The organism is Rhodococcus sp. 15-725-2-2b, assembly GCF_002259075.1.
In the GTDB taxonomy this organism is placed as follows: domain Bacteria; phylum Actinomycetota; class Actinomycetes; order Mycobacteriales; family Mycobacteriaceae; genus Rhodococcoides.
Window position 1 is genome coordinate 61,853 of sequence record NZ_NPFL01000022.1, and the last position, 25,591, is coordinate 87,443.

A 25,591-nucleotide genomic window follows, 5' to 3' on the forward strand; every position below is an offset into this window, starting at 1 on the left:
CGGGTGGCGGTACATACCGGCCCCGGGATTTTCCCGAGCCGTACCAAGGAGATGTAAAGTGACCGAAACAACATCCGCAGCAGTCGATTTCGCCCGATCCACCACGGACGCCACCACCTGGGAGCCGTTCATGGTGGGCGACAAGGCTGTCGGCGAGGTCCACTGGGTTCGTACTACCGCTGCAGACGAGGGCAAAACTCTGTTCATCGGCCTGTGGCGCTCCGATGAGCAGACATTCCCGTACCCCTTCAACCAGGACGAGACTATCCATGTCCTGGAAGGTGAACTGCTGGTCGAGTACCCGTCCGGCGAAAAGGTCACGTTCGTCGCCGGGGACATCGCGTCCTTCACCAAGGGGACGACCACCACTTGGACCGTGGTGAAGCCGTTCAAGAAGCTCTTCGTCATCAGCGACTGATCGAGGACTGGGCTCGCAAGTGGCCGGCCCCACCGGCCACCACGCGGGCCCACGGGCGTTGTCCCGCGATCCTATTGCTCACAGGAAGGCAGACCGATGGAAATGACGTCCCGAAGTAGCGGTGAACACGCGGCTCATGACCACGACTGGATCTACGTCGGCCGCCATCCTATCCGGCTTGAAGACGCCAACGACTGGGTGACCAGCCCGCAGTGCGGCGCGAGCGTGCTCTTCTCCGGAACCGTGAGAGCGGACGGCGCTCACGCGAACCCCACGACAGCGATCGACTACGAAGCGTTCGGCCGAGAGGCAATCGCGAAGATGTCCGCGATCGCGGAACATGCTCGACGCGAGTGGCCTTCGATTGGCAAACTCGTTCTATGGCACCGGGTAGGACAGGTGTTGGTCGAGGAGTCCAGTGTGGTGGTGGCCGTGTCGGCACCTCATCGACCCGCCGCGTTCGACGTCGCCCGCTTCTGCATCGACGTACTCAAGCTCACCGTCCCCATCTGGAAGACCGAACAACGCTCCGGTGAACCCGACGCAATACCTACCGGCACGCCGGTCGCCTCGGTCGCTGATGCAGCTCAAGCATGGGTGGAGGTGCACCGCCGTGAACTCGTTCCCTCTCACACGTACTGACGACACCCGCGGCCGGCCGCTCGGCGACCTGCGCATCTCACTCACCGACAGGTGCAACTTCCGGTGCACCTACTGCATGCCACGTGAGACCTTCGGCGTCGACCACCAGTACATCGAGAACTCCGCACTGCTGACGATTCCCGAAATAGTAAGAGTCGCCACTGTATTTCACCGGCTCGGCGTCCGGAAGATCCGTCTCACCGGCGGAGAGCCTCTGTTGCGAGCGGGAATCGAGGACCTCATAGAGCAGCTGTCGCGGCTACCGGACCTCGACATCGCACTGACCACGAACGGATCCCTTCTCGCACGAAAGGCGGCAAGACTGGCCGCCGCCGGTCTCAACCGAGTCACCGTCAGCATGGACTCCCTGGACGAGGCCCTGTTCAAGACCGTCACAGACAGCCGGACCACACCGTCGAAAGTTCTGTCCGCCATCGATACAGCAGCGGCGGCCGGACTCGGACCGGTCAAGATCAACATGGTGGTGAAAGCAGGAACCACCGACCGGCAGATTCTGCCGATGGCCGAGCACTTCAGGCACACCGGACACGTGCTGCGGTTCATCGAGTTCATGGATGTCGGAGAAAGCAACGGATGGGCCGGCTCCGACGTGATCTCAGCAGCAGACATCGTTGCACGAATCAACGCTGTCCATCCTCTAGAACCTCTCGAGGCGAGCTACCTCGGCGAGGTCGCAACGCGATTCCGATACCGAGACGGTGCCGGGGAGATCGGAGTCATCGGCTCCATGAGCGCACCATTCTGCCAATCATGTACTCGCGCAAGACTCTCGGCACACGGGCGCCTGCACACCTGCCTGTTCGCCTCGAAGGGAACGGACATCCGCGCAGCGCTGCGCGACGGGTCGACCGACGCAAACATCGAAGCCCTGGTCGGAGGCCGCTGGGCAACGCGCACCGACAACTACTCGCAAGACCGCAGCACCGGCGCTGTGGTCACCGACAAAATAGAAATGTCATACATCGGCGGATGAGACCCCGGATCAAGGACGGTTCACGTGCCACAACTCCTCATGTTCTCCACCGCCAGACAGGCCGCCGGAAGAAGTGAGGACAACGTCCGGGGAACCACCCTGGACGTGTTCCTGGCCAACGCAATCGAACGCTACGGCGACACCTTTGCGGCGGTCGTCGACTGCTCCAGAGTGTGGGTCAACGGTGAAGCTCCGACCGGGCCCGGCATGACACTCACCGAGCACGACGAAATCGCGATAATTCCACCCATCAGCGGCGGTTAGACCCGTACACACATCGATCGACCCGACTCGAAGGCACACGATGACCTACGTAATAGCCGAACCCTGCATCGACATCATGGACAAATCGTGCATGGTCGAATGCCCCGTGGACTGCATCTACGAGGGCGGCCGGATGCTGTACATCAATCCGGACGAATGCGTCGACTGCGGGGCCTGTGAACCCGCCTGCCCCGTCGAAGCCATCACCTACGAGGACGACGTCCCGGAGCAATGGGATGCGTACTCGGGCATCAATGCTCACTTCTTCCAGCTCACCGAGTGTTCCGGCGGCGCCGCCATCACCGGTCCGCGGAACGTCGACCCGCCCGCGGTCACCCTGGTGACGAAAAGTGTCGACGACACTGCCAGTAATACGAACTCGGGCCGACATGCGTGACCGCCCGCTTCGAGTCGCGATCGTCGGCGCCGGCCCGGCCGGCATCTACTCGGCCGATGCGTTGATCAAATCGGAGCATGCTCGAACAGGACCCGGAGTCTCGATCGACATACTCGAACGGCTTCCGGCTCCGTACGGACTCATCAGGTACGGGGTTGCACCAGACCACCCTCGGATCAAGGGTATCGTCACGGCGCTATACAAGGTCCTGGACAAACCGCAGGTCAGACTACTAGGAAACGTGGACTACGGGACCGACCTGACCCTGTCCGACCTTCGATCGCTCTACGACGCCGTCATCTTCGCCACGGGGGCAACCGCCGACCGGGGACTCGGAATACCCGGCATCGATCTCGACGGGTCCTACGGGGCAGCCGATTTCGTGTCCTGGTATGACGGTCATCCAGACGTCCCGCGAACCTGGCCGCTCACGGCGACCAAAGCGGCGGTGCTCGGCGTTGGCAACGTCGCGCTCGACGTAGCCCGCTTACTGGTCAAGACCTGTGAAGAGTTGCTGCCGACCGACATTGCCTCCAACGTGTACGACGGTCTGTCCACCAATCGTGCACGGGAGGTGCACGTATTCGGCCGACGGGGCCCTGCGCAGGCCAAGTTCACCCCGCTCGAATTGCGTGAACTCGACCATTCACCGACAATCGAGGTCATCGTCGCCCCAGAGGACATCGAGTACGACGCCGGATCGGAAGCCTTGCGGCGCGAATCGAAGCAAGTCGACATGGTGTCGAACACCCTGCAGGACTGGGCGATACGTGATGTGGGCACCCGGCCCCACAAGTTGTTCCTGCACTTCTTCGAGTCGCCCGTCGAGATCTTGGGTGACGACGGGTCGGTCGTCGGGTTGCGCACCGAACGAACGCGTCTGGACGGGACCGGGAACGTCGCCGGTACCGGAGTGCACACAGACTGGGACGTACAGGCCGTGTATCGAGCCGTCGGATACCGTTCGCACAGCCTGTCGGAGGTTCCGTTCGACACCGACAGCGGAACCGTCCCCAACGACGGTGGCCGCGTACGAGCCGACGACGATTCCGTGCTGCCGGGCGTCTACGTGACCGGGTGGGTCAAACGAGGCCCGGTCGGATTGATCGGGCACACCAAAGGCGACGCCAACGAGACCGTCGCGCACCTCCTGACCGACGTCGACGCCATCTGGGATCCTGCGTATCCCGGCGAGGACGCGCCCACCGACCTCCTCCGGAGCCGCGGTGTCGCTTTTACCACCTTCGACGGCTGGAACAGGCTCGACGCCCACGAACGAGAACTCGGTCGTCCTCAAGGCCGTGAGCGCGTGAAGGTCGTCGAGCGCATCGAGATGCTCGACGTCTCCCTAGCCGCTCAATCCGTCACTCGGTGACCGCGGCTCCGGGGTCCGCTCCGACAGTCCCCAGCAGGGCAATCGGTGCCGTCACGATCGCGGAACACTGCCACCGCGTGGACAACCTACTCGCACCGCTGCGGTCGACACACCGTGTGCCGATTCGAGACGCCCTCGGGGCAGTCCTGGCCGCGGATGTGCAGGCGATCAACGAACTGCCGGCGTTCGCAAATTCGGCGGTCGATGGATTCGCTGTCAGGGCTCGTGACGTCGAAGCGGCCTCGCGAGGCACACCTGTCACCCTGACCGTCGCAACCTACCTACCGGCGGGCGTGACCGATGCCAGGAGCCTCGCACCGGGAACAGCAGCACAGATCATGACCGGTGCGCCCATACCGAACGGGGCCGACACCGTGATTGCGGTCGAGGACACCACAGGATTCGTCCGTGACCGCGCATACCCGCTGGTTTCCGTATTCGTCTCGATGGCGCTGGGCGCCAACATTCGAGCACGTGGCGAAGACATAGGACGGCACGCGTGTGTGGCGCGAGCCGGCACAGAGGTCACCCCTGCCCTCATCGGTGCGCTCGGTGCCCTCGGGCTGGCGTCGATCGAGGTGTTTCGGCGCCTCACCGTCGCTATCCTCACAACCGGGGCGGAACTCGTCGCGCCGGGCACACCGCTCGGATTCGGTCGGATCCACGAGTCGAACAGCGCCATGCTCGAAGCTCTTGTCCGAGGGACGGGCGCCGAGGTGGTGTCGGTCCAGACGGTCGGCGACGACACCGCATCGTTTCGACGCGACCTCATCGACGCCGCGAATGGTTGTGACGTGGTGATCACCAGCGGCGGGGTGAGCGCTGGAACGCACGAGGTCGTCAGGGAAGCGACCACGGGTGAGGGGGTAACCTTCGGTCCGGTGCTCGTCAGGCCAGGAAAGCCCCAGGGCCTCGGGACGTTTCACGGTACTCCGCTCATCGCGCTGCCCGGTAACCCAGTGAGCTCCTTCGTTTCGTTCGAGGTGTTCGTGCGATCGGGCCTGCGAGTCGCGATGGGTCACCGAACTGCTGGACGAGTGGTGCGAACGGTGACGGTGACCGAGGCAATACCCGGCCGTGGCTCGGTTCGCCAGTTCTTGCTGGGATTGACGTCGGATGGTTCGGTCACACCTCTCGACGCGCACGCACCGATTGCCGCGCTGGCGGCCTCGAACTGTCTGATCGACGTGAACTCCGACTCAGGCATAGAACGCGGAGCGGCCGTGCACACATGGTCGCTGGAATAGGACCCTCGCGGACTTCACTCTGGCCAAGCCGAGTCCTTGATGACCTCCACGAAGTCGGTACGGGTGAATCCTGGTGAGAAATGCTCCAGCACATCGGAATTGACGTTCCCGAAGGTCGTGCCCGGTCGACGCTCGTTCCCTGCGGTGAATGCGTGCAGAATCTGCCGTTTGAAGTCCGGCCGCGGGTGAGCCGCAGTCACCTCGTCGATTTGCCACCGAGCCAGGAGTGCGTAGCCGATCCCGAGCACGTCCATTTCGACGCCGGCGGTCACCAGTTCAACTTCGGGTTCCAGGAATTCCGGAATTCCGGAATGCCGGGTGTCGTGTGAAGCGCGACCGCGAGCCACACCGTTCGGATCGAGCTCGGAGTCACTCCGCGCGCGGCGAGGAACTGAGCAGCTTGCACTGCGCCGTCGATCTCGAAGCGTCGATGTTCGGTGGCGTATGCGTCGGTAAGCCCAAGATCGTGGAACATGGCTCCGACGTATAGGAGTTCGGGGTCAGGCTTGAGGTTCCTGCGCTCGGCCGCTCGGTGCGGCGATGAACATTGCATCGCACGCCGAACGGATCAGCCCAGCGAGTAGTAGCCCCGTCGTCGGCGGCGTGTCCGCGAGCACGGAATGAAGATCGCCCCGTCCACCTACTACGCCGTCAAGAAACGCGGCACCATCACAGCGGCCGCCCTCGACCGCGCTGCTCGGTTTCGCGTTCTTCGTGCTCATGGCAGTTTCTACTTCGCGAACTCGTGGACGCCGAAAACTCCTCGTCGACAGCGGTTTCACGGCTGCCGACGGCGTGCAGGCGGGGGTGCTGTTCAGTGGGGCAGGATCGTCGGCGCGTTGATCTTCGGACCGGTCGCCATGCGGCTCGGGGTGCGCCGCTCGCTGACCGTCCTGTTCGCACTAGCCGGTGTCGCGTTCGCGGTGCACGCGCTGTCGGTGGATGCTTTGACCTCGGCCTACATTGCCGCTGCCCTGCTCGGCATGCTGACCAGCGCCGTCATGGCGGAAATGTTCACCATCGGGCCGATGTACTACGAGCCGGTTAGCGCCACGGCCGTCGGACTCATCATCGGAATCGGTCGGATCGGTGCGATAATGTCGCCGATCCTCGCGGGCCGCCTACTCGACGCCGACTGGGCGCTGGGAACGCTGTACTACTTGTTCGCGCTCCCGCTGCTCGCGGGCGGGGAGGGCTTCTACAACGGGTGGATATAACTCGGTGCCCAACAGCTGTGAAGACCCCGACATCGGACCGAATTTTCGGCTCCCGCCGGGCTCCATCTGGCGTAGCACAGGACTGTCGGCAACTCAGCGTTCGCTGAGCCGACTTAGTTCAGGTGGGCGTTATGCTGGTTTGTCAGATACGCAGTGGACGTACGGCTTGCCGCTCACCTTGCGTGCCGCCGCTGACGCCCGTCGTTGCTGTTGCTCTTTGTTCGCCGTGGTAGGACGCCAGTTCGGTCCATCGTTCACGTTCGAGCCCGGCAGCGGGCGCAAGCGCGTACCGTCCCGCGGCAATGAGTTGGTCCATCGACGATTCGGTCGCGCCTGCGATGTCAACGATCGGTACCTGGAAGGATCGGTACGGGCCGAGCGGGGGAGTAGCAGTGTCGGTGCGGGCGGGTCGTTTGAGGATCGGCCCAGCGACGGTGTCTGATCAAGGACATACCCCGTCGCCGTCAACTTAGAGTCGTGTTCCCTGGCAGCGATTTTTGAGAAGAGGCGTGGGATCGCCACAACCCGGTACACCGGATCGTCCGCGGCGAAGATGCATCCGGAAACACCGACAACCATGGTGATGGAGGGCGGCGGGTCGAGCGACCGCCTCACAGGGTGAGCAACACCTTGGTGGCGCGGCGTTCGTCCATTGCTTTGTACCCGTCCGCGGCCTGCTCCAACGGCAGAATCAAGTCGAAAACCTTGCCGGGGTCGATGGTTCGATTCCAGATCAATCGAATCAACTCCGGAAGGAACCGACGGACCGGCGCCGGACCACCGTGAAGATGCACACTAGAGAAGAAGAGCTGCAGTCCTTCCAGCTCGACGCCATGCGACACACCGACGTAGCCAACGAATCCGCCTGCCCGCGTCGAGTCGATCGCCTGCCACATGGACTCCTGAGTTCCGACAGCTTCGACGGTGCCGTGTGCCCCGTACCCTCCTGTCAGTTCCTTGACCTTTGCGGCGCCATCTTTGCCGCGCTCTTCGATGATGTCCGTGGCTCCGAACTCCCTGGCAAGCTTCTGTCGATCTGCGTGACGACTGAAAGCGATAATCCGCTCTGCCCCCAGTTGTTTCGCTGCAAGAATCGCCGACAACCCGACTGCTCCGTCGCCGACCACTGCAATAGTCTTACCCGGGCCTGCTTCCGCGGCGACGGCTGCATACCAGCCGGTACCCAGGACGTCCGAAGCTGCCAACAGTGATGGAACGAGGTCCGCGGGAGGGTGGGACGGGGTAGCAACCAAAGTCCCGTCGGCCAGCGGGATCCGTGCGTATTCTGCCTGCGTGCCTATTGCGCCCATCATGACGTTGTGAATGCAGCGAGATTGGTATCCAGACAAACAAATTTCACACGTGTTGTCCGAGGCGACGAATGACCCAACGACGTAGTCACCCACCTTGATATCCTTCACATCGGTGCCGATCTTCTCGACGACGCCGACGTATTCGTGGCCCATCGGCTGAGGTGTGACGTACAGCGGCTCCGAGCCGCGGTAGGGCCACAGATCCGAACCACAGATGCAGGTCGCGGTAACGCGGATAACGGCATCGGTAGGCTCGGCAATCGTCGGCTTGTCACGCTCCTCGACGCGGATGTCGCCAGGGGCGTACATCGTGACACTTCGCATAACTACTCCTTGGTCGGTGCGCACCTTGACGATGCGGCACTCGTGGGGTTGAGACGGCTGCCCGATATGGATTCGAATCCATCAAACCCGTTCTGGGGAACGAGCGGGAGGCACTGATAGGGCACCCCAAACCTGCGTCGCGCACAATAGAGCTCTGGAGCCGCGGGGCGTGGGCACAGCACACCTACGTTGCTCTTGCTCAAGGACGGCAACCTCTCGTCGATCGCGCGGGTTTATGTCTCAGTGACGTGTGTGGTCCCGGGACATGTGTGACACAACGTCACCGGGACATGGTTAACGCTCTCGAGGGCGGTGAGCGTTGAAGTTTCGGATCGGTTTGGTAGTAGTCCGGGCGTGGAGTGAGAGTTCGGCGGTGCCGTCGAGGACCCGTAAGCGGTGATCTTCGACGACCACGGTGACGATGGTTCCTGCATGTGTGCGTCCGACGCGAAGTCGCTGCCCGGCGACCATGACGACACCGTCCGTGGGGACGCGCCCGACGCGAAGTCGCTGCCCGGCGACCATGACGACACCGTCCGTGGGGACGCGCCGGTGAACGCGTTGGGGGCCTGACGGCGGTGGTGTTGGCAGCTGTGTAGTTGCCCGGCGCACACGGGTGAATCGGCCGTTGTCTTTGCGATTCAATGGATTCGGCCGGGTCTTGATCTTATAGTTGCCGGCAATTGCGTGGATCAGACCCACCCTCGATTCTGAGCGTGACGCGGGTTCCGGCCGTGTCCGGGCCGAGTGCAAGATGATGACCGAGCAGTGTGACCAGTCCGTCGCGGGTGGCGGTTCGGTCGACCTCGATCGCTTCTACGGCGCGCCCTTCGAGGGGTTCGGGTCGGCTGCGGGCAGGGCCGGTGCCGGCTGTCCGGTCCGTGCGCCTCGCATCGTCAACCGGTCGAGGTCCGCGGTCGTCAACCGGGACACTGCGGTGGTGACGACCTCGCCATCGACGACCGCGTGGACGGTGGTGAGGTCGGTCCACAGGGTCACCGTGCGTCCTGCGAAACGCTTCCCGATCCACACTTGCTGTGCACCGACCAGGTCGACGACCCCCGACGGCGGTATGCGCAGATCGATCTCGTGACCCTCACTTGGCGGTCTGTAACCTGAATCCTGTTCGGCAGCAGTCGATTTCTCAGCCGCCGGGAACGTGGTGGCAGGGGCGGCTGGTGCCGCGTCCTCTCGGGTGCGGAACAGCGTCACCGGTGTGGCCATGTCCAGAGATTGATGGGGGCGCTGGGTGTTGTAGCTGTGCACCCATTCGTCGAGGGCGAGCTGGGCTGCCTCGATGGTGGCGAAGTGCCCTACTTCCTCGAGCAGTTCGCGTCGTAGCGTTCGGTGGAATCGTTCGATCTTGCCGGTGATCGTCGTTGATCGTCGTTTCGTCAGGCGCGCGCTGATACCGTGCTCGCGGCAGGTGCGTTCGAAGAGCACCTCGACGGGCAGCGGGCGGGTGAATTTGCCGGTGAACTGTTTGCCGTTGTCGGTGAGGACTTCGAAGGGAACGCCCCATCTGCATCGCGGCGACGAACGCTGCGCAGACGGCTACACCGGGAGGTTTGTCGAGCACTGCGGCGGCGACGATGAATCGGGAAGTGGTCGTCGATCCCGGTGAGGATCTTGCATTCGCGGCCGCCGACCAGGAAGATCCCGCCTACCAAATCGAGTTGCCACAGGTGCATCGGCGCTTCGCGTTCCCACCGCTTGTAGGTCCGTTTGTGCTGCTGCTCTTGAGGATTGATCAGTCCGTTTCGGGCGAGGGCTCGGTGGACGGTTGCGCGGGACGGGGCGCTGTCGCCGAGCTCGGTGCGGCGTGCTCCCCACCGGCGGTGTTGCCGGCGCATCTCACAGATGGACGCTTGGATCGCGGGCGTGATGCGGTTCGGTTTCGAATGGCATCGTCGTGAGATGTCGACTAGGCCGCCCGAGCTCTCGTACCGTGTGCGCCACGCTGCAAGGGTTGTCGTCACACACCTAGGCGTTCGGCGACATCGACGATTGGTGCACCGTTGCGGACCTCGATGACGGCACGTAGTCGCACCTCGACAGCGATGCGGGCGGTGATGGCGGAATCGGACTCAGGCGAATGAGGTGACGGCATCGCATCAAGATCACCTTCGTTGGTGGACTGTCAGCTATGTCCTGGTGACGTTGTGTCACACATGTCCCGAACCCTTCCACGTCAGCTGTGCGCCTGAGCGCACTGGGGCAACTGCCAGCTTGGCCACGGCTCTCCTCGGCCCGTCGCAAAGTTGGCTACCGACTATACTGCCCGGGCCGAATTGTTAAGCGGACAATCGTCCGGTAGTGTCGAGGCAGCGCGGACAACTGTCCGTTTCTGTTTCGGTGCATCACTTTCGTAAGGAACAATCTTCGATGAAGATGTCTGGCAACACTATATTGATCACCGGCGGGACCTCGGGCATCGGCTACGGCCTCGCTCGCCGACTGCACGCGGCCGGCAACACTGTGATCGTGGCCGGTCGACGCAAGCACTTACTGGATAAAATCACCGCCGAGCATCCCAGAATTGAATCCGTCGTGCTGGATGTCGCGGACCCGATATCCATCGCACAGGCTGCTGATGTCCTCTCTTCCGGCCACCCGGAGCTCAACGTGGTGATCAATAACGCCGGGATCATGCTGAAGGAGGACCTTCGCGATCCGGCCTCACTGCAGATTGCCGAAGATCACGTGACCACCAACTTGCTCGGCACGATTCGGATGACGTACACGTTCCTGCCGCACCTGGTATCGAAGGACGCAGCGGCGATCATCAACGTCACATCCTCGCTGGCCTTCGTTCCGCTGCCGACCACTCCGACGTACAACGCGACCAAGGCAGCCCTGCACTCCTTCACCACCAGCCTTCGTGTCCAACTTGCGGACACCGCAGTGCAGGTAATCGAGCTGGTTCCGCCGGGCGTGCGAACTACCCTGCTGGGTCAAGAGGACGACGAGAACGCAATGCCTCTTGAAGATTTTCTCTCCGAAACCATGGCTCTGCTCGTCGCTCAGCCCAAGTCTCGGGAAATTGTCGTCGAGCGCGCGAAGTACTACCGCGATGCCGAGGCCGAGGGTCGGTACGAGGACGTTCTCATGGTGCTCAGCGGCTTCTAACTTGTGCGCGCGTCCACGCGCCAAATCAATACTCTAATTGACGCAAGATTCCATTAATGGCAGTGCGAAAATGTCATACTGCTGGAGTTTTGTTGCGTAAAGTGTATTCGTCGGCATCGGAGCGATTGGGGCGATGGTCCCGTCTAAACTCGTCGACACGAATACGATGTTGGTCAACTTCGACCCCGCCCTTGCACTCCCCTTGAAGGAACGGGAGCGAGGTTCGCACCATTCGACGAGATCGCGACATGCGACGTGGTGTTCCTGCCTCTACTCGGCCACGACACGTCCTGGAGCTCCTGCTCGCCGACGGCGTCAGATGGGTCCGGGTTCACCCGTCTTCGACACCACGAGCAGCACGACCTCGGCGACAGAAACTCGTCCGCGACCTCCGCAAAGTCGATGTCTTACATCGACGCACCGATCGCCGGCCGGGTTCGACGCGCCTACTCTGGTCTGACCCCCCTAATGGTCGGCGCAAACGATGAGGATTTCACCCGCGCCGAACCGCTGCTGAACACGATTACCTCCAAAGTGTTTCACCTGGGGCTGGTCGGCGTTGGACACGCCGCCGAACCGGTCAACAGCCTCTGAACCACGGCAACCGGTTCGCGTTCGGTCGAAATGATCACTCTTGCAAAGCGCTGCGGAATCACCCTGACGGCGTGATCGAGGTCCTCGACGTGTCGTCCCGGGCGCATTTACGTCACGTTTACATTGATCCCGAGATCGTGTTACCCAATTTGAAGCAAGGTTCTACGCTCGGGATGAACAGAAGCGGCATGTCCAAGCCACCATTGCACTCGCCCGGAGGCTCGTCGGACGAGTTTGACCTCGTTCGAGGATCGTTGGCGACGGTGGCCGCGGCTTTCTATGGGCTTTGCTCCGAGACAACAGAGCCATTATCTGTAGTGACACGCGTTCGGGGCGTTGGGTGACCAGGCGGTACCTCTTGGACGGAGAGGTCGATTCCTCACTCGACGAGAAGTTCATTCCAGGTCTAGCGACCGCAGCCCTCGGTTTAAGGACCGCTTAAAAGATAACGGTCGAGTCTCCCGAGATTGTACGGTAGCAGATCACCAAAAATAACAACTCCGTGTAACCGCGGTTCCCAGGCGTCAAACGTTCGCGACGTCTTTCATGCGATGGATTCCGCAGATGGCCAACTCTCGAACTCGATCGGCCTCTGCGGCTACCTGGCCGGCTGTCTTCTCACGCGTTCGGTGCCCCGACTCGCAAACCATCCATCACCAGATCCAAGAGCCATGCAAGCTTCGGTTGCCAGTCAGTGCGGGAATCGAGCTGCCAGAGGCCTGCCACGGCGAGAAAAAAATCGTCCGCAGAGACTCCCGGGCGGATGGTTCCCGCCCGCTCGCCGGCGCGCAGCAACAGTTCTGCTGCTGCCGTCACCGGAGCGTATTTCTGGTTCTCAGTAGTGGTCTGCCTGGCGGTGGCTTGTCGAACCGCGTCGGCCAGACCCGCTTTCGTGATGGCATACCGAGCAAGGTGGTCCATCCACTCTCGAAGTGCTCGATCCGGCGCGTGAATTCTGAGCAGCGCTGCTGCCGTTGCTGCGACCTCTTCTGTCTCGTGCTGATACACCGCCAGGACCAACGCCTCTCGATCCGGGAAATGTCGATACAGGGTGCCCTGTCCCACGCCTACTTTCTTTGCAATCAGGCTGAGCGGAACGTCCTTCGAGCGGGTGAGTTCAGTCAACGCCACCTCAAGAATTCTGTTCCGGTTGCTTTGCGCGTCCGAGCGAGCTGGACGATTTTCGTGCTTTGGCACGGTCCCCCTTTTGGGTCTCACGGTCTATGCAGGACAGGACAGACGTCGGTGGCTGGCGACTATAGCTAAGCGGAAAATTGTCCGGGAATATTACTTACAGATTCGGACAACAGTCCGGTTCTGCCCTACCAATCATGTCAGTCAGGGAGCACCCCCGATAGACTGTCCGGTTATACAATCTTGATCACAGGCAGGACATCGCGTATCGGTTACGGACTGGCCCGCCGCCTGCTGGAAGCTGGCAACACGGTAATCGTGGACGGTCGGCGCAAAAGCCTCCTCGACAAGATCACCGCCGAGCATCCAGGAATCAAGTCGATCGCGCTGGACGTCGCCAGCCCGACATCCATCACAAACGCCGCAGTCGTTCTGACCGCCACATACCCCGACCTCAATGTGGTGATCAACAACGCCGGAATCATGCCGACGGAGGATCTTCGGGCCCCAGGCTCGCTGCAGGTTGCCGAGGATCATATGGCCATCAACCTTCTCGGCTAGATCAGGATGATGTCGCGGCGGCGCACCAAATGCCCGCGGTCGAGCTCGTTGCTGGCGTACAGCTCAGGGCCGGCCTGCTGCGTCGCTGGTAGGCGTGGATCGAGTCGCCAGTCGTCACCTCGTTCGACCTCACGCAGCTCGGATCCGTCGATGTTCACCGCTGTGCTCGCCGCGAGACGTCGCTCGGGGTCGATCGCGACGGTGAAGTGGGTGTACGGCAGCACGACCAGCCCGGACCGCGTGGGTGCATCGAGTTCGCTCGTTGAGAGGAACGTGGCGTCGTAGCCAGTAGGGGAGGTCACTGCCCCAGCGAACCGGTCGATCGTGACGGGAACGTGAACACACCCCGTTCTCAGGTTCGGGTCCGTACCCTCGGATGGCGGCGCGCGAAACCGAGCGCCTGCATACGAGATCTAGGAGGCATATCCATGGCTGGAATCGCTGACAAGCTCGACAAGGCATACGAAGACAAGCCGCTCACCGAACTCGTCGACGCACCCGTCGAAGCACTGCAGGGTGTCAGTCCCGGGGATGCCGAGCATCTGAAGGCCGCGTTCAACATCAAGACCATCGGTGACCTCGGACGCAACAAGTACTTCTTGTGGGCGCAGTCGATCGCCAAGCTCGCCGAGTAGTACCGAGCTTCATGTCGTCAGCCGAGAGCCATGGGGTCCTACGGGTCCTGTGGCTCTCGTCGATCGGGATCTGTCGGCCGAGGCCGGTACCGTCGCACACATGGCGGCAGGACAGGCAAGGGCGGTGTCGAGCTACCGCTACCTGTGGGCGCTGTTCGCCGACTGGTGCGCCGCCGCCGACACCTCGGCGCTACCCGCCTCACCGATAACGTTGGCGCAGTTTCTCGATGAGAACCCCGCCGGAGACACCGTGCAGCGGCGGCGGGTATCCGCGATCAACCGTGCGCATCTCGACGCCGGCCACCCCGTCCCCGGACGGGTCACCTCGATGCGGCTCGCGCTGGACTCTGCGCGCAGCGACCGAACCATCCGACGTGCCGCGCAGTACCAGGCCATTGCTGCCGGACTGCCGACCGAAGGGTCGACGGCAGCGCTATTCGGACGCCGTGACGCCGTTCTTCTCCTTCTGGCGGGAGCGGGCTTGTCCTACAACGCTATTACAGAACTCGACTGCGGCGACGTCAGCGTAGACGGTGGCAGCATCTGGATCGGTGGCCGCCACCGCATCCGCATCGACCCCAATGACGTAACCAGCTTTCAGCCGGTCGAAGTGTGGAAACGGTGGAACACGGTCTTGCAGTTCTCGGACCGGTATCCCTCGACGGCGTTGCTCGTAAAACACTTGCAGTGCAACACGTTTCCCGACATGACCGCGTTGCCGCATCGCGGCGGTCCTGTCGCGGTCCCGATCGACCGGTGGGGTCACCTACCGTTGCCTGCCGCCCCGATGACCGCTGCCGAGATCGGATCGGTGATCGCCGCGCACTGCACCGGCAACCCGCCAGCGCACACACCCCGGCGTAGCGTCACCAGACCGCCCGCAGAGGCCGACCATGTGCACACCGTTGTTGTTCAGGACCAGCCGGTATCGCCGGAGTTCGACTCCGGGTATTACCGCTCGGGTGTCGACGCACGGCGCCGCGCACACACGGCACTGGCCGATGTCCCGGGCATGGTCGACGACGTCGAGGACCGCATCGAAGCGCTCTTGCAGCGCACCATCGATCTGCTCGGCGACGCCGCACCCTGAGCGATCCGCGTTGTCATCGACGATCAGACGAGCATTGAGAGATCTTGACGGACCGAGTTGACATAAAACCGGCAGATCGGTTTCGTCGGCTGATTGGACCCGCCGGTCCACAATTTTTACAGCGTACGCGCCGTAGGGCTATGGCTCCCTTCGACCTCGTCGTCAGCCGCAGCACGGCAGTGGCCTGCTCATTTTGCTCCCCTGTCTGGATGATCGACGAACTTCTGCGTTCCTTCCGTTAACCATCGAAAACACTGGAACCCCCTCGCCGATATACCACCTCGCAGCGCTGGCTTCGAGGTGTGGACACGCGTTCACACCCGCCGTCGTTTGCGGAGATCTGGGCCGATGCTCTACTCATGTTCAGGCGCGGCGAAAGTTGCGCGACGGGTAAGTGATTGCGAGACGGCGCGTCGCTGCGGCTATGAGCGTTTGCCGGTGACAACCGCATTTCCACGCGGGAACTTCAGCTATGTGGTCTTTCGCATGCCGTGTTTGGTCCGCTGCCGCCTTAGGCGGACCAGCATTCGTCCGGCCTTGTGAATCCCGGAATTTCAACGCTGGGACCAGCTCATATGCCTTCGATCACGCAGCCTACTTGACAGACACCTCGCACTGTGACCACCATTACACCATCAAGTGATAGTGCTTATCACTCTATGAGAGGAAGACATGAAAGTAGCGATTCTCGGTCTCGGTGAAGCGGGCACCCTCTACTCGTCGGGATTTGCGGCAGTCGGCTGGGAGGTAGCCGGTTTCGACCCTGCCGATACCGCCACACCGTCGGACGTCGTTCGTTTCGACGACGTATCGGACGCGGTGGCCGGTGCCGACCTGGTTCTGAGCCTGACGAGCTCCAAGGTGGCCGTGCAGGCCGCAGCAGCGGCGGCCCCACACCTGAGCGCGGGAACGACCTACGCGGACATGAACTCCGCATCTGCCACCGTGAAAAAAGACGTGGCAGCAGCGGTGACGGCCGCCGGCGTCACTTTCGCCGACGTCGCCGTAATCGGTTCCGTCCCGGCGAACGGAGCACGCACTGCCCTGGTTGTCAGCGGTTCGGGGTCCGGCGCAGCAGCAGAGCATTTCCGGGCCGTGGGCGCACCCGTCGAAGATATCGGCGGGGCGCCCGGCGACGCGTCACGACGAAAGTTGCTGCGCAGCAGCTTCATGAAGGGCCTCGGTGCCCTCATCGTGGAATCCACCGACGCCGGTGCTGCGGCAGACGCCGAGCAGTGGGTTCGCAGTCAGATCGCCGCCGAGCTGTCGGGTGGCTTCGATGCCCTCGATCGGCTGCGCGACGGTACCCGGAAGCACGCGGCCCGTCGTGCGGTGGAGGCGGCGGCATCGGTGGACCTGCTCGACGAGCTGGGTGTCCGTCCGATTCTCGCCGCGGCGGCCGCCGAGCTGCATGCCGCATTGGCCGATGCCAACGGGCGCGACGTCGGCGAACTCGCCGAGGCCTACGCAGGGCTGCCGGTCGCGAACATCGGCGACGCTCGCCAACGAATGGGAATGGTCGACTCGGGTATTCACGCGATGTGGAAGGGCGCTCGCACCGTCGGGCGAGCGCGTACGGTGTGGACGCGAGCGGGAGACAACAAGGCACTGCAGGCGGCGGTCGCCAAAGTGCTCCCCGGTGAGGTGATCGTCATCAACGGACATGGCGACCTCAACCGCGCCCTGATGGGGGAACTGCTCGCCGAGCGCGCCCGCTCCCGTGGGTGCGTAGGCATGGTCATCGACGGCGCAGCACGAGACATCGACGTGCTCGAGGAGATCGGCTTCGGAGTCTGGGCCCGAGCGGTCAACCCCGCAGGCCCCTACAAGGACGGTCCCGGCTACAACGACATCCCTGTCGCGGTCGGCGGCGTCGTCTGCAACCCCGGTGATCTCGTCGTCGCCGATGACGACGGTGTCATCATCGTCCCCGCTGCCGAAGCGTTCGGCAGCCTGGCCGGTGGCCGCGCCGTCGAGGCCGACGAAGCGCAGCGCCGCGCCGCGATCATCGCAGCCAGGACCGCATCATGATCGCCATCTGGGCACTGGTGTCGTTCATCGTCGCCATCATCTTCTGGAATGCGGTGCTCAAACGAAACATCGGCGAGTCGATGATCGTCGGGTTTCTGGTGGTCGGTGCATTCGCCGGCCGGAGCGCACCCGAATACATGTGGCACGGATTTCTCGACTCGATGCAGGAAGAGGTCACCTTCGCCGGGCTGGCCTTCATCTTCATGAGCTTCGTGCTGGCCAAGACCCCGGTACTCGACCGCCTCATCGATATCCTGAACACCTTCTTCGGCCGCCTGCGCGGCGGACCGATCTATACCTCGACGGTGGCGGGCGGCATGTTCGGTGCCATCGCACACGTCGGTGCATCCGTCACCGCCGCCGTCGGATCCGTGACGGTGCCGTGGATGAAGCGATCCGGCGTCAGCGGCGAACTGTCCGCCACCGTCGTCGCCGGCTGTGCGGGAATGGGTGTGACCTTCCCCTTCAGCGCGACCATGTTCATCCTCGTCGGCTCCACTACCGTCACCGGCTTGATGGAACCCGACGAGATCATTCTCCCCCTTGCGTTGGCCGGATTGTGGTGCCTCGGTTACCGATTGGCGCTGAACTACTACCTGGTCCGCAAGAACGGCCTGCAGCCCATCGCCGAGGAAGACCGCATTCCCGCTCGAAAGAGTCTGCGCGCCGGATGGACGTCGCTTCTGCTCTTCGTGCCGATCATCATTCCGTTGCTGCTCACCCGCGGTCCGATTGCGGTTCCCATCGCCGAGTACACCGACCTCGTGATGTCCAGCGCGCTCAGCCTCATCACCTGGATCCCGGTCCTGATGATTCTTCTGGTGTTCTTCCTCGGCCGTCGTCATCTGCCGAAGACCGGTCGAGGATGGTGGAAGATTCTCGGCGACACAGCACCTCAGTTCGGCGTCATCGGTGTCACGATCGTGGCAGCGTTCTCCGCCTCGAACGTCCTCGGCGATCTCGGGCTTCCCGAGCAGCTGACCACCATGCTGGCCAACCTCAGCGCACCCGCTTGGCTGATGGCCATTCTGGTCGGCGTCATCATCGTCGTCATCGCCATCCCGCTCACCGCATCGGCCACGATGGCTGCCGTCGGCGGCGTCGCCGTCGCTGCACTCGTCGGTGTCGGGATACCCGCACCGGTTGCGGCCGCAGCCGTCCTGGTCTTCGCATCCACCGAGGGCGCGTCGCCCCCGTCTGGAGCCCCGATCTACGTTGCCGCAGGTATCGCACGCGTCGACCCGGCAAAGATGTTCGTCCCGCTGTTGAAGTACTACTGCATCCCGATTCTCGGCGTTGGAGTTCTCATCGCACTCGGCCTCCTGCCAGTCAGCTGACTACCACCACGAAAGGAAAGTCCATGCTCGAAAAATGCATCTCGACGATCTTCAGGGTCAGCGTGGTGGCCTTCCTGCTCGGGGGACTGGCCATCGTCGTCCTTCAGGGCGGCGGACTCATTGCCGGTAACGGCGAGTTCGTCACGCACATCGAGGAACTGCTCGCGCCGTGGGCATACGGTTCCGCTGGTGTTGCAGGACTGCTCGCATTCGCACTGTCGTACTTTCACCGACCCGACGACGAATCGACGTCGACGGAGGATCCCGCTCACGCGGCGACTGCGGAACACGCATGACCGATCGACACGTGGCACCGGGTTTGCATACGGGGTCCCCGTACGCAGACCTGGTGACGCGCACCGACGCTGCACCGGCCGGATCCAGCTGGGGACTGTTCGACGATCCCGACCGGGGCACCGCCAATTTCGCCGGTCCTCGGCACATCGTGGAGGCGGCCCGGATCGTCACTCGCGGAAAGTGTTTCAGTCTCGACTATGCGGTGGGAGCGTTCGATCCACCCATGGCGCGTTCACGGTCCGCCCCGACGCACACCATCGTCAGCGCCCATGAACAATCGCGAGACGACGTCCTGGACCACTTCTTTCTACAGACGAGCAGCCACCTCGACGGTCTCCGTCACCGCAGGGTCTCCGGTCACGGCTTCTACGACGGGGTCGACGACGCCGCCATCGTGGTCGGCGCACCACGCCTGGGAGTGCAAGCGTGGGCGGACGCACCGATCGTCGGGCGCGGATTGGTCCTCGACATCGAAGGAATGATGATCGAGAACGGCACCCCTCTCGACCACCTCGCCGGACCGGCACTGGACGCGGACGCGCTCGACGACGCCGTTCGGGGACAGCAGGTCGATGTCCGACCCGGAGATCTGATCCTCGTCCATACCGGTTGGGCCCGGTGGTATCTGAACGCGACCCGCGAAGAGCAGAACTCGGTCAGAGAAGGGCGGCGTGCGACCGGATTCGCGCAACACCCGGCGTTGCTCGAGTGGTTGTGGAACAACAAGATCGCGCTGTTCGCCACCGACACGTTCGCGGTGGAGGTTCTACCGGTGCTCGAGGGCAGCCCGTTCCTGCATTCGGCACCCGAGGACAGAGGGATGATGCACCAGGAGTTGATCGCGAAACTCGGTGTTCCACTCGGCGAACTGTGGAACCTCGCCGATCTGGTGGCAGACAGCCGCGCCACCGGAACATGGGAGGCCATGCTGACCGTCAAACCGCTACCCATCGTCGGCGGTGTCGGATCACCGTGCAACGCAACCGCACTGCGCTGACGTGCCACTACCGGCGTTATCGCACAGTGATAAGTTCTCTTGAGCGATTTTTCGAGAGGACGGCAATGGCAGCGCCAGCAGGCAACATGCGGTCACTCGACCGCGCATTCGATGTCCTCACGGTTCTTCAGTCGGCCAAGCAACCACTCCGGCTGAGCGAACTCGCCCGTCTGGCCGATCTGCATGTCGCCACGGTGCAACGCATCCTCGGGGTGTTGATGGAGCGAGGCTTTGCAGCACGATCGGCAGACGGGTACACCGCTGGTCCCGCTGCCCTCGCCGTGGCACACGCATTCATGGTGACCAACCCGCTCAGCGTGCTCGCCCAGCCGATCCTGCAACAGCTCGCCGCCAACACCGGATTCACCGCGTCGATCTACGTGCGTGTCGAGCACAGCCGAGTGCTCATAGCACGTGTGGAGAGCGACCATCCGCTGAGCTACGTCCTCCCAGTCGGCGAGCGACTCCCGCTTCATCTCGGCGGGGCGGGCAAGACGATCCTCGCCGAAATGAGCGGTTCCGAGATAGACGACGCCATGGCCGGGGTCGGCGAGATCGCGCATGCCGACGGGAGCATCCTGACCAAAGCCGACTTTCGTGGTCAACTCGAGCAGATCCACCAAGATGGATACGCCTTCTCGATCAGCGAACGACTGTTCGGGATTGCATCGGTCACCGCACCGGTGCGGGCGCAAGACGACACTCTGGCCGCGGTGCTCGGCGTAACCGGGCCGGCCGAGTCGTTCGTAGGCGACACCCTCACCCAACTCATCGCCGAAGTACGCAGAGCAGCCGCATCATTGGGAGTCCGCGTCCCGACCGCCAGATGACGCCGGGTGGTGTGCATCGACACGAGAATCGGCACGCTGCCGCAGGAGGATGAACGAACGTGCGCAACCACTTCCGTGGAGTAATTCTGCCGCAGCCCCAGACCGACCAGTGGGAATGGCAGCTTGAGGGACGGTGCCGAACCGAATCTTCGGTGACGTTCTTTCCGCCGCAGGGAACCCGGGGGAGGGAACTTCACCGGATCGAACGGGCAGCGAAGGCGTTGTGCGCCCAATGTCCCGTGCAGCAGGAATGCCGGGCGCATGCCCTCGAAGTCGGTGAACCGTACGGTATCTGGGGCGGAATGACGGCTCGCGAACGTTTCGTGCACACCTTCGGTACGGCGGCGGCCAGCGAGGAACAGCAACCTTCTCCGGAACCGACGCACGCGATCGGACCCCCGCGCCGCCAGTACATCAAGCGCCCGAATCCGGTTGCCGAGCCGAATGGCTGAAGTTCCAACACCACCGTTCACGCACTGGCTCCGACCCCTGTGCGCAGTGGCAGGGCTTCTACAGGCGGTCTTCACCGCGGTCCGGGTCCTGTTGTCGTACCGCGTACTCGAGCTCGGGTTCGGTGGCTTGGCGATCGGCGTTCTCACCGCTCTGTATTCACTTGTCCCGCTTCTCATCGCCATCCCGATAGGACGACTGGTCGACACGCGACTGCTCTCGATCACGTTGCGCGGCGGCGCAGTAGTGACTTTCGCGGCAGTGATGCTCATCGGGTTCGCAACCAACCTGCCCGCCTTGGCTGTAGGCAGTGTGATCCTCGGAATCGGCAACCTGCTGACGATGGTTGCCGCTCAGTCGTACATTCCCCACCACGGAGCCGCCGAAGACTTCGACCGACGCTTCGGCACGTTCTCCCTGTGGGTGTCCATCGGGCAAACAGGCGGCCTACCGCTGGCAGGCGTCGTCGCGTCGACGTCTCTGCATACCAGCGGGGCCGTCTTCGTTATGGCTGCTGTCGCCGCTGCTGCGGCGATAGTGAGTTGGCTCCCGGGTCTGAACAGCACAGCCCCGCGTCGCGACACCGCATCACGAAGGCAGCGGGGGAGTATCCGTTCCATGATCGCCGACCCCGGAATGCGCGCCGCGATCTTCAGCAGTCTCATGGTGCTGACAGCCATCGACCTCGTGAGCGCCTACCTGCCGCTGCTTGGCGAACGCCTCGGCTGGACGGTCCTGACCGTCACCGTGATCCTGACGGCACGATCGGTCGCATCGGTTGCGTCTCGACTGTTTCTCCCGCTGTTGCTGGACAACGTGTCTCGACGCGCACTGCTGATCTCCGGCACCGGCGTCTCGGCCCTACCCATCGCAGCGCTGCCGATCTCGACGCACCCGGCGATAGCCGTGCTGTTCATGGTCGTCGCAGGTTTCTTCTGGGGCATCGCCCAGCCACTGACAATGACATGGGTCGCCAATCTGGCGCCGCCCGGTAATCGCGGCTCGGCCCTGTCCCTTCGAATGACCGGAAATCGGCTGGGGCAGGTGTTCATCCCCATCGCTGCCGGCGGAGTGGCCTCGGTGACCGGCATCGGGGCCGTCTTCGTGACGACAGGCGCACTGCTGTCGATCGCCGCAGCCACGACATGGCGCAACACACACAGCACGTGAGCAATCGACCCCGTTCACTCGGATGAATCGGCGGCGAGAACGCTCTCCGCATCCCTCCCCAGCACGGTGCAGGTGCCAACCCGGTAACGAACGTACCGAGCCTTGCCGTCGATGCTTTTGCACGTTCGCGGTGCCTGCCTGTGGATCGAAGCAGCGTGGCGGGCACCGGCACCGTTGTATCCGATCAGCTAAGTGGCGATCGTCGGTGCTGCAGAGACGTGAGATGTAGCGTCCGCCGCGGAATCCGACGGTGACTGCGGGTTTGCAGTCCGGGTCTTCGGCGTTCGAGCAGGTGAAGACGACGTGTGCATGGTCGGGCAGGTGCGCAGCAATCGCTTCTGTGAACGCGGACGGTCCGAGGTGATTAGTCGTGAAGACGAGGTCCCATCCCTGCGTGATCTTGTCGGCGCGGTTAGGCATGATGCCCGCGTCGTTAAGTAGTCCCGCGAGCGGTAGGCCCAATTCGACGATCTGTGCAGCAGCCTTCCGTACGCCCTTGATGTCGGAGAAGTCGCAGACGATCGAGACGGCGCGGATTCTGGCGCTCGATTCGATCTCGAATATTACCGCCTTCGAGGTGCGGATGCGCACGGCTACCGAGGTCGGGGCGCTGAACGGTGCGCGAGTGTCTATCGCTTTCATGGACCGTGTCAGCGGGAGCCGGGCCACCAACGGCAACGAGGAGCCCATCGAAACCGCATCGGTGTCGAAGCTCTTCATCGCGGACGATCTGCTGTTCCGTGACGATCGAGGTGAGGTCGATCTGAGCGGAAGCGACATGGCGCAAATCGACGCCATGTTGCGCTCCTCGGACGACTCCGCGGCCGAGCAACTCTGGAACCGGTTCGGGCGCAACGACATCGTCGAGCGCGTGGCTGCTCGTTATGGGTTGCCCTTCACATCGGTGCGGCCGGGCGACGAATGGTGGCGGACTCGAACCACGATGAACGATGTGGTGACCTTCTACTCCGCACTGATCGACGGTGCTGGTGGTCTTTCGCCCTCTCGGTCGGTTGCGATTCTCTCGAACTTGGAAAACTTCACGCGTTTGGGTGCGGACGGCTATTACCAGCGTTTCGGACTTCCCGACGCGTTGCCAGATGAGAGCGAGCTCGGGGTCAAGCAGGGGTGGATGTGCTGCGTGGGCAGTGACTGGATCCATCTGTCGACCGGGTTCGTCGGTCCAGACCATCGCTACGTCGTCGCAATAGCCTCTCGTGAGTCCGCGAACACGTTCGGCGGAGGTTCGGTCGGTGCGGACCATGCTCGCCGGACCATGACCGCGACGGCGTCCGCGCTGTTTCCCTCGGGCCGTGTCGATCCCCTTTAACCCCCCGCTGCCTCAGAGTCAGTTTTATTGGGCATGCCCCCCGGGTCGGTCCACCACCGTAGTGCGGTGTCGACTCCTTGTCGTGTGAGGTCCGGGTCGTCGGACGCGTACCAGTAGGTGCCGGCAGTCGATAGGTCGGACATGATGTCGTAAAGATGCGCTTTGCAACTGTTGGTGTCGGCACGCTACCTGGAGATTCGGGATAGGCAGCGCGGCGTCGGTATGGGGCTTTCGAACTTCCAAAGTATAAGTGAGCCAGTATATTTCATGCAACTGAACATTGCCCTGGAAGGGGTAGACGCCGTCACGTTTCTCGCCGCAGTTAACCGTCACGAGACTGGGACGAGGTCGACAGCGATCAGTACGGTGGTCGCACTGTCGGCTGTGACCGGCGGGGCCGCTGAGCTTCGAGCTCTGTGAAACTTGCCCGATGGGAGCGATTCGATAACGATGTCGAACCACTCCCAACCATGCTGAGCTCCGGATCGTCGCCGGTGTGCTCACCGTTCCGAACGACCGTGGCACCGCGATGCGTTGACGACGGGATCGGTCAGCACACCGACACCTCGTCACGGGCCACCGACTGCTTCGATGCAGACGCACCATGGATACCCCGACGTGCCCGGTCCATGATCACGAGTGTCGCCAGCGGAGCGAGGAGTAGCACCGCGAACAGTGCACCTACGACGGGAATCGCGGCGGGTCCGTATCCGCTGATCGCCTGTGCGGTTACCCATGTGCCGACGGCGGTTCCGAGGTTGAACATCGATGTGCACAGTGAGGTGGCCAGAGTCGGCGCGCCCTCTGCGAATCGGACCGCCATCGACATGAGCACGGGGTTCGTGCCCAGACCGGCCATCCCGGCTAGTGCGAGAAGGGCGATCGATGGCGCAGCGAACGACGAGAAGACGCTCAGCAACCCGAGTGCGATCACGACTATGACGCCACCGGTCAGCGCGGTTGCATAGGGCGCGCGGTCTGCGAACCGACCGCTGTAGAGCGTGCCGGTGACGGCACCCACGCCGAAGACGGCGAGACCCACGGGAAGAAGTCCGGCGGACAGGCCGGAGCGTTCTGTGAGTAGGGGCGCGATGAACGAGTAGGTGGACATGACGGCAGTCGAGATCAGCACGCATGCTGTCATGACCACCCAGAGTCGCGCGGTGGCGATCGATGCGAGTTGTGACCGCAGAGGGATGACCGTCGACGACGAACGACCGCCGGGAACGAAGCGGGCAATCGGCACTGATGCGAGTACGGCAAGTACCGCGAGGATCCAGAACGGACCGCGCCAACCCACCAGCTGGCCGGCGACAGAGCCAAGGGGCACGCCGATCACCGTCGCGAGAATGCCGCCACTGAGGACCAGGCCGATGGCGCGCGCACTGGCGTCCGGACCCGCAACGCGGGACGCGACAGATGCAGCGATCGACCAGAATGCGCCCGTTGCGAGCGCGGTCACGAAGCGGGCCACGAGGACGATGGAGAGGTCGTCTGTGAGTGCAACCACGATGTGTCCGGCGGAGTAGACGGCGAGCGCGAGCAGAAGAGTCGTCCGTTCGGGCATCTTGAGTACCGCCACCGCGATCAACGGGGTGGCGATCATGCCAATCGCGAACGCAGTGACCAGCAGTCCGGCTTCGGAGATGCCGATTGCGAGGTCGGAGGCGATATCGGGCAGGAGTCCGGCAACGACGAATTCCGACGTGCCCATGAGGAACGTACCCATTGCGAGGACGTAGACGAGGAACGGCAAGGACTTTCGTTTATTGGTGGAAATAGACACAGCTGAATTCTCTCGGATGGGGTCGTATA

29 protein-coding genes and 3 pseudogenes are annotated in these 25,591 nt (G+C 63.0%); 22 read left to right on the plus strand and 10 right to left on the minus strand.

What is annotated here, in order from left to right:
- Positions 1-58: 58 nt before the first annotated feature.
- The 7 genes from CH306_RS26065 to CH306_RS26095 all read left to right on the plus strand — a co-directional run bounded on the left by CH306_RS26065 (position 59) and on the right by CH306_RS26095 (position 5,337).
- Entirely contained in the window at positions 59-418 is a 360-nt protein-coding gene (locus CH306_RS26065) for a cupin domain-containing protein (protein ID WP_256981261.1), read from the plus strand.
- A 102-nt stretch (positions 419-520) separates the two neighbouring features.
- Positions 521-1,060: a molybdenum cofactor biosynthesis protein MoaE gene (locus CH306_RS26070; protein WP_179281804.1), complete on the plus strand. Its 540-nt coding sequence runs from the start codon at positions 521-523 to the stop codon at positions 1,058-1,060.
- Positions 999-2,054, plus strand: a complete 1,056-nt coding sequence (gene moaA / locus CH306_RS26075) for a GTP 3',8-cyclase MoaA (RefSeq protein ID WP_094648248.1) — start codon at positions 999-1,001, stop codon at positions 2,052-2,054. The genes CH306_RS26070 and moaA overlap by 62 nt, the downstream gene beginning before the upstream one ends.
- 24 nt (positions 2,055-2,078) lie before the next feature.
- The gene (locus tag CH306_RS26080) at positions 2,079-2,318 is read left to right on the plus strand and encodes a MoaD/ThiS family protein (protein WP_094648249.1); all 240 of its coding nucleotides are present in this window, start codon (positions 2,079-2,081) and stop codon (positions 2,316-2,318) included.
- Positions 2,319-2,358: 40 nt separating this feature from the next.
- Positions 2,359-2,715 (plus strand): ferredoxin, encoded by a 357-nt coding sequence (gene fdxA, locus CH306_RS26085; RefSeq protein ID WP_094648250.1) that lies wholly within the window; start codon positions 2,359-2,361, stop codon positions 2,713-2,715.
- Entirely contained in the window at positions 2,708-4,090 is a 1,383-nt protein-coding gene (locus tag CH306_RS26090) for an FAD-dependent oxidoreductase (protein ID WP_094648251.1), read from the plus strand. The genes fdxA and CH306_RS26090 overlap by 8 nt, the downstream gene beginning before the upstream one ends.
- Entirely contained in the window at positions 4,087-5,337 is a 1,251-nt protein-coding gene (locus CH306_RS26095) for a molybdopterin molybdotransferase MoeA (protein ID WP_094648252.1), read from the plus strand. The genes CH306_RS26090 and CH306_RS26095 overlap by 4 nt, the downstream gene beginning before the upstream one ends.
- Before the next feature lie 14 nt (positions 5,338-5,351).
- Here the strand turns inward: CH306_RS26095 and CH306_RS26100 are convergent.
- Positions 5,352-5,860, minus strand: a pseudogene (locus CH306_RS26100) (HD domain-containing protein); the annotation flags it as partial.
- Positions 5,861-5,942: 82 nt separating this feature from the next.
- Between CH306_RS26100 and CH306_RS29905 the strand changes: the two are divergent.
- Positions 5,943-6,080: pseudogene (locus CH306_RS29905) on the plus strand (IS3 family transposase); the annotation flags it as partial.
- Positions 6,081-6,696: 616 nt separating this feature from the next.
- Here CH306_RS29905 and CH306_RS29255 read toward each other — a convergent pair.
- Positions 6,697-6,870, minus strand: a complete 174-nt coding sequence (locus CH306_RS29255) for a hypothetical protein (RefSeq protein WP_179272962.1) — start codon at positions 6,868-6,870, stop codon at positions 6,697-6,699.
- 295 nt (positions 6,871-7,165) lie between these two features.
- Positions 7,166-8,191: a zinc-dependent alcohol dehydrogenase family protein gene (locus CH306_RS26115; protein WP_094648255.1), complete on the minus strand. Its 1,026-nt coding sequence runs from the start codon at positions 8,189-8,191 to the stop codon at positions 7,166-7,168.
- Positions 8,192-8,587: 396 nt separating this feature from the next.
- Here CH306_RS26115 and CH306_RS29970 point away from each other — a divergent pair, with 396 nt between their 5' ends.
- Positions 8,588-8,764 (plus strand): hypothetical protein, encoded by a 177-nt coding sequence (locus CH306_RS29970; protein ID WP_441347022.1) that lies wholly within the window; start codon positions 8,588-8,590, stop codon positions 8,762-8,764.
- 243 nt (positions 8,765-9,007) lie between these two features.
- On the opposite strand, the gene CH306_RS29975 is transcribed toward CH306_RS29970, so the two are convergent.
- Genes CH306_RS29975 through CH306_RS29985 form a run of 3 tightly spaced genes read right to left on the minus strand, consistent with a single transcriptional unit; the run spans position 9,008 to position 10,301 of the window.
- Positions 9,008-9,634, minus strand: a complete 627-nt coding sequence (locus CH306_RS29975; protein ID WP_441347023.1) for an integrase core domain-containing protein — start codon at positions 9,632-9,634, stop codon at positions 9,008-9,010.
- Entirely contained in the window at positions 9,586-10,170 is a 585-nt protein-coding gene (locus CH306_RS29980) for a helix-turn-helix domain-containing protein (RefSeq protein ID WP_441347024.1), read from the minus strand. Before CH306_RS29980 ends, CH306_RS29975 begins: the two co-directional genes overlap by 49 nt.
- On the minus strand, positions 10,167-10,301 hold the full coding sequence (locus CH306_RS29985; protein WP_441347025.1) for a hypothetical protein: 135 nt from the start codon (positions 10,299-10,301) through the stop codon (positions 10,167-10,169). Before CH306_RS29985 ends, CH306_RS29980 begins: the two co-directional genes overlap by 4 nt.
- Positions 10,302-10,576: 275 nt before the next feature.
- Between CH306_RS29985 and CH306_RS26125 the strand changes: the two genes are divergently transcribed.
- Positions 10,577-11,320: an SDR family oxidoreductase gene (locus CH306_RS26125; RefSeq protein ID WP_094648256.1), complete on the plus strand. Its 744-nt coding sequence runs from the start codon at positions 10,577-10,579 to the stop codon at positions 11,318-11,320.
- Positions 11,321-11,722: 402 nt separating this feature from the next.
- The gene (locus tag CH306_RS29910) at positions 11,723-11,914 is read left to right on the plus strand and encodes an NAD(P)-binding domain-containing protein (RefSeq protein ID WP_143545418.1); all 192 of its coding nucleotides are present in this window, start codon (positions 11,723-11,725) and stop codon (positions 11,912-11,914) included.
- A 618-nt stretch (positions 11,915-12,532) separates the two neighbouring features.
- Here CH306_RS29910 and CH306_RS26135 read toward each other — a convergent pair.
- On the minus strand, positions 12,533-13,111 hold the full coding sequence (locus CH306_RS26135; RefSeq protein ID WP_094648258.1) for a TetR/AcrR family transcriptional regulator: 579 nt from the start codon (positions 13,109-13,111) through the stop codon (positions 12,533-12,535).
- A gap of 180 nt (positions 13,112-13,291) precedes the next feature.
- Here CH306_RS26135 and CH306_RS26140 point away from each other — a divergent pair, with 180 nt between their 5' ends.
- Complete coding sequence (locus CH306_RS26140; RefSeq protein WP_218829691.1) at positions 13,292-13,609, plus strand: SDR family NAD(P)-dependent oxidoreductase; 318 nt, start codon at positions 13,292-13,294, stop codon at positions 13,607-13,609.
- On the opposite strand, the gene CH306_RS26145 is transcribed toward CH306_RS26140, so the two are convergent.
- Complete coding sequence (locus CH306_RS26145; RefSeq protein ID WP_256981263.1) at positions 13,606-13,911, minus strand: DNA/RNA non-specific endonuclease; 306 nt, start codon at positions 13,909-13,911, stop codon at positions 13,606-13,608. The genes CH306_RS26140 and CH306_RS26145 overlap by 4 nt on opposite strands.
- 126 nt (positions 13,912-14,037) lie before the next feature.
- Between CH306_RS26145 and CH306_RS26150 the strand changes: the two genes are divergently transcribed.
- The 9 genes from CH306_RS26150 (at position 14,038) to CH306_RS26190 (ending at position 22,446) form a co-directional block, all read left to right on the plus strand.
- On the plus strand, positions 14,038-14,244 hold the full coding sequence (locus tag CH306_RS26150; protein ID WP_008720325.1) for a hypothetical protein: 207 nt from the start codon (positions 14,038-14,040) through the stop codon (positions 14,242-14,244).
- Positions 14,245-14,344: 100 nt separating this feature from the next.
- Entirely contained in the window at positions 14,345-15,334 is a 990-nt protein-coding gene (locus tag CH306_RS26155) for a hypothetical protein (protein ID WP_256981264.1), read from the plus strand.
- A gap of 672 nt (positions 15,335-16,006) precedes the next feature.
- On the plus strand, positions 16,007-17,365 hold the full coding sequence (locus tag CH306_RS26160; RefSeq protein ID WP_094648260.1) for an NAD(P)-binding domain-containing protein: 1,359 nt from the start codon (positions 16,007-16,009) through the stop codon (positions 17,363-17,365).
- Entirely contained in the window at positions 17,362-18,702 is a 1,341-nt protein-coding gene (locus CH306_RS26165) for a TRAP transporter large permease subunit (protein WP_094648261.1), read from the plus strand. The genes CH306_RS26160 and CH306_RS26165 overlap by 4 nt, the downstream gene beginning before the upstream one ends.
- Before the next feature lie 23 nt (positions 18,703-18,725).
- Complete coding sequence (locus tag CH306_RS26170; protein ID WP_256981265.1) at positions 18,726-18,998, plus strand: hypothetical protein; 273 nt, start codon at positions 18,726-18,728, stop codon at positions 18,996-18,998.
- On the plus strand, positions 18,995-19,996 hold the full coding sequence (locus CH306_RS26175) for a cyclase family protein (RefSeq protein ID WP_094648262.1): 1,002 nt from the start codon (positions 18,995-18,997) through the stop codon (positions 19,994-19,996). Before CH306_RS26170 ends, CH306_RS26175 begins: the two co-directional genes overlap by 4 nt.
- 65 nt (positions 19,997-20,061) lie before the next feature.
- Positions 20,062-20,826, plus strand: coding sequence for an IclR family transcriptional regulator (locus CH306_RS26180; protein WP_094648263.1), 765 nt, complete (start codon positions 20,062-20,064; stop codon positions 20,824-20,826).
- Between the two features lie 59 nt (positions 20,827-20,885).
- Positions 20,886-21,278 (plus strand): WhiB family transcriptional regulator, encoded by a 393-nt coding sequence (locus CH306_RS29800; RefSeq protein WP_306436761.1) that lies wholly within the window; start codon positions 20,886-20,888, stop codon positions 21,276-21,278.
- 46 nt (positions 21,279-21,324) lie between these two features.
- Positions 21,325-22,446: an MFS transporter gene (locus CH306_RS26190; RefSeq protein ID WP_256981266.1), complete on the plus strand. Its 1,122-nt coding sequence runs from the start codon at positions 21,325-21,327 to the stop codon at positions 22,444-22,446.
- 339 nt (positions 22,447-22,785) lie between these two features.
- Here CH306_RS26190 and CH306_RS29915 read toward each other — a convergent pair.
- A pseudogene (locus tag CH306_RS29915) lies at positions 22,786-23,037 on the minus strand (hypothetical protein); the annotation flags it as partial.
- Here CH306_RS29915 and CH306_RS26200 point away from each other — a divergent pair.
- Complete coding sequence (locus CH306_RS26200; protein WP_094648265.1) at positions 22,946-23,776, plus strand: serine hydrolase; 831 nt, start codon at positions 22,946-22,948, stop codon at positions 23,774-23,776. The pseudogene CH306_RS29915 and the gene CH306_RS26200 overlap by 92 nt on opposite strands.
- Positions 23,777-24,326: 550 nt before the next feature.
- Here the strand turns inward: CH306_RS26200 and CH306_RS26210 are convergent.
- Positions 24,327-25,562, minus strand: coding sequence for an MFS transporter (locus CH306_RS26210; RefSeq protein WP_256980240.1), 1,236 nt, complete (start codon positions 25,560-25,562; stop codon positions 24,327-24,329).
- Positions 25,563-25,591 lie beyond the last annotated feature (29 nt).

Coding starts and splice junctions, on each gene's coding strand:
- CH306_RS26070 (WP_179281804.1), top strand. CDS start 521: ATGACGTCCCGAAGTAGCGGTGAACACGCGGCTCATGACCACGACTGG.
- moaA (WP_094648248.1), top strand. CDS start 999: ATGCAGCTCAAGCATGGGTGGAGGTGCACCGCCGTGAACTCGTTCCCT.
- fdxA (WP_094648250.1), top strand. CDS start 2,359: ATGACCTACGTAATAGCCGAACCCTGCATCGACATCATGGACAAATCG.
- CH306_RS26090 (WP_094648251.1), top strand. CDS start 2,708: ATGCGTGACCGCCCGCTTCGAGTCGCGATCGTCGGCGCCGGCCCGGCC.
- CH306_RS29255 (WP_179272962.1), bottom strand. CDS start 6,870: ATGGACCAACTCATTGCCGCGGGACGGTACGCGCTTGCGCCCGCTGCC.
- CH306_RS26115 (WP_094648255.1), bottom strand. CDS start 8,191: ATGCGAAGTGTCACGATGTACGCCCCTGGCGACATCCGCGTCGAGGAG.
- CH306_RS29985 (WP_441347025.1), bottom strand. CDS start 10,301: ATGCCGTCACCTCATTCGCCTGAGTCCGATTCCGCCATCACCGCCCGC.
- CH306_RS26125 (WP_094648256.1), top strand. CDS start 10,577: ATGAAGATGTCTGGCAACACTATATTGATCACCGGCGGGACCTCGGGC.
- CH306_RS29910 (WP_143545418.1), top strand. CDS start 11,723: ATGTCTTACATCGACGCACCGATCGCCGGCCGGGTTCGACGCGCCTAC.
- CH306_RS26150 (WP_008720325.1), top strand. CDS start 14,038: ATGGCTGGAATCGCTGACAAGCTCGACAAGGCATACGAAGACAAGCCG.
- CH306_RS26155 (WP_256981264.1), top strand. CDS start 14,345: ATGGCGGCAGGACAGGCAAGGGCGGTGTCGAGCTACCGCTACCTGTGG.
- CH306_RS26160 (WP_094648260.1), top strand. CDS start 16,007: ATGAAAGTAGCGATTCTCGGTCTCGGTGAAGCGGGCACCCTCTACTCG.
- CH306_RS26165 (WP_094648261.1), top strand. CDS start 17,362: ATGATCGCCATCTGGGCACTGGTGTCGTTCATCGTCGCCATCATCTTC.
- CH306_RS26170 (WP_256981265.1), top strand. CDS start 18,726: ATGCTCGAAAAATGCATCTCGACGATCTTCAGGGTCAGCGTGGTGGCC.
- CH306_RS26175 (WP_094648262.1), top strand. CDS start 18,995: ATGACCGATCGACACGTGGCACCGGGTTTGCATACGGGGTCCCCGTAC.
- CH306_RS26180 (WP_094648263.1), top strand. CDS start 20,062: ATGGCAGCGCCAGCAGGCAACATGCGGTCACTCGACCGCGCATTCGAT.
- CH306_RS26200 (WP_094648265.1), top strand. CDS start 22,946: ATGTCGGAGAAGTCGCAGACGATCGAGACGGCGCGGATTCTGGCGCTC.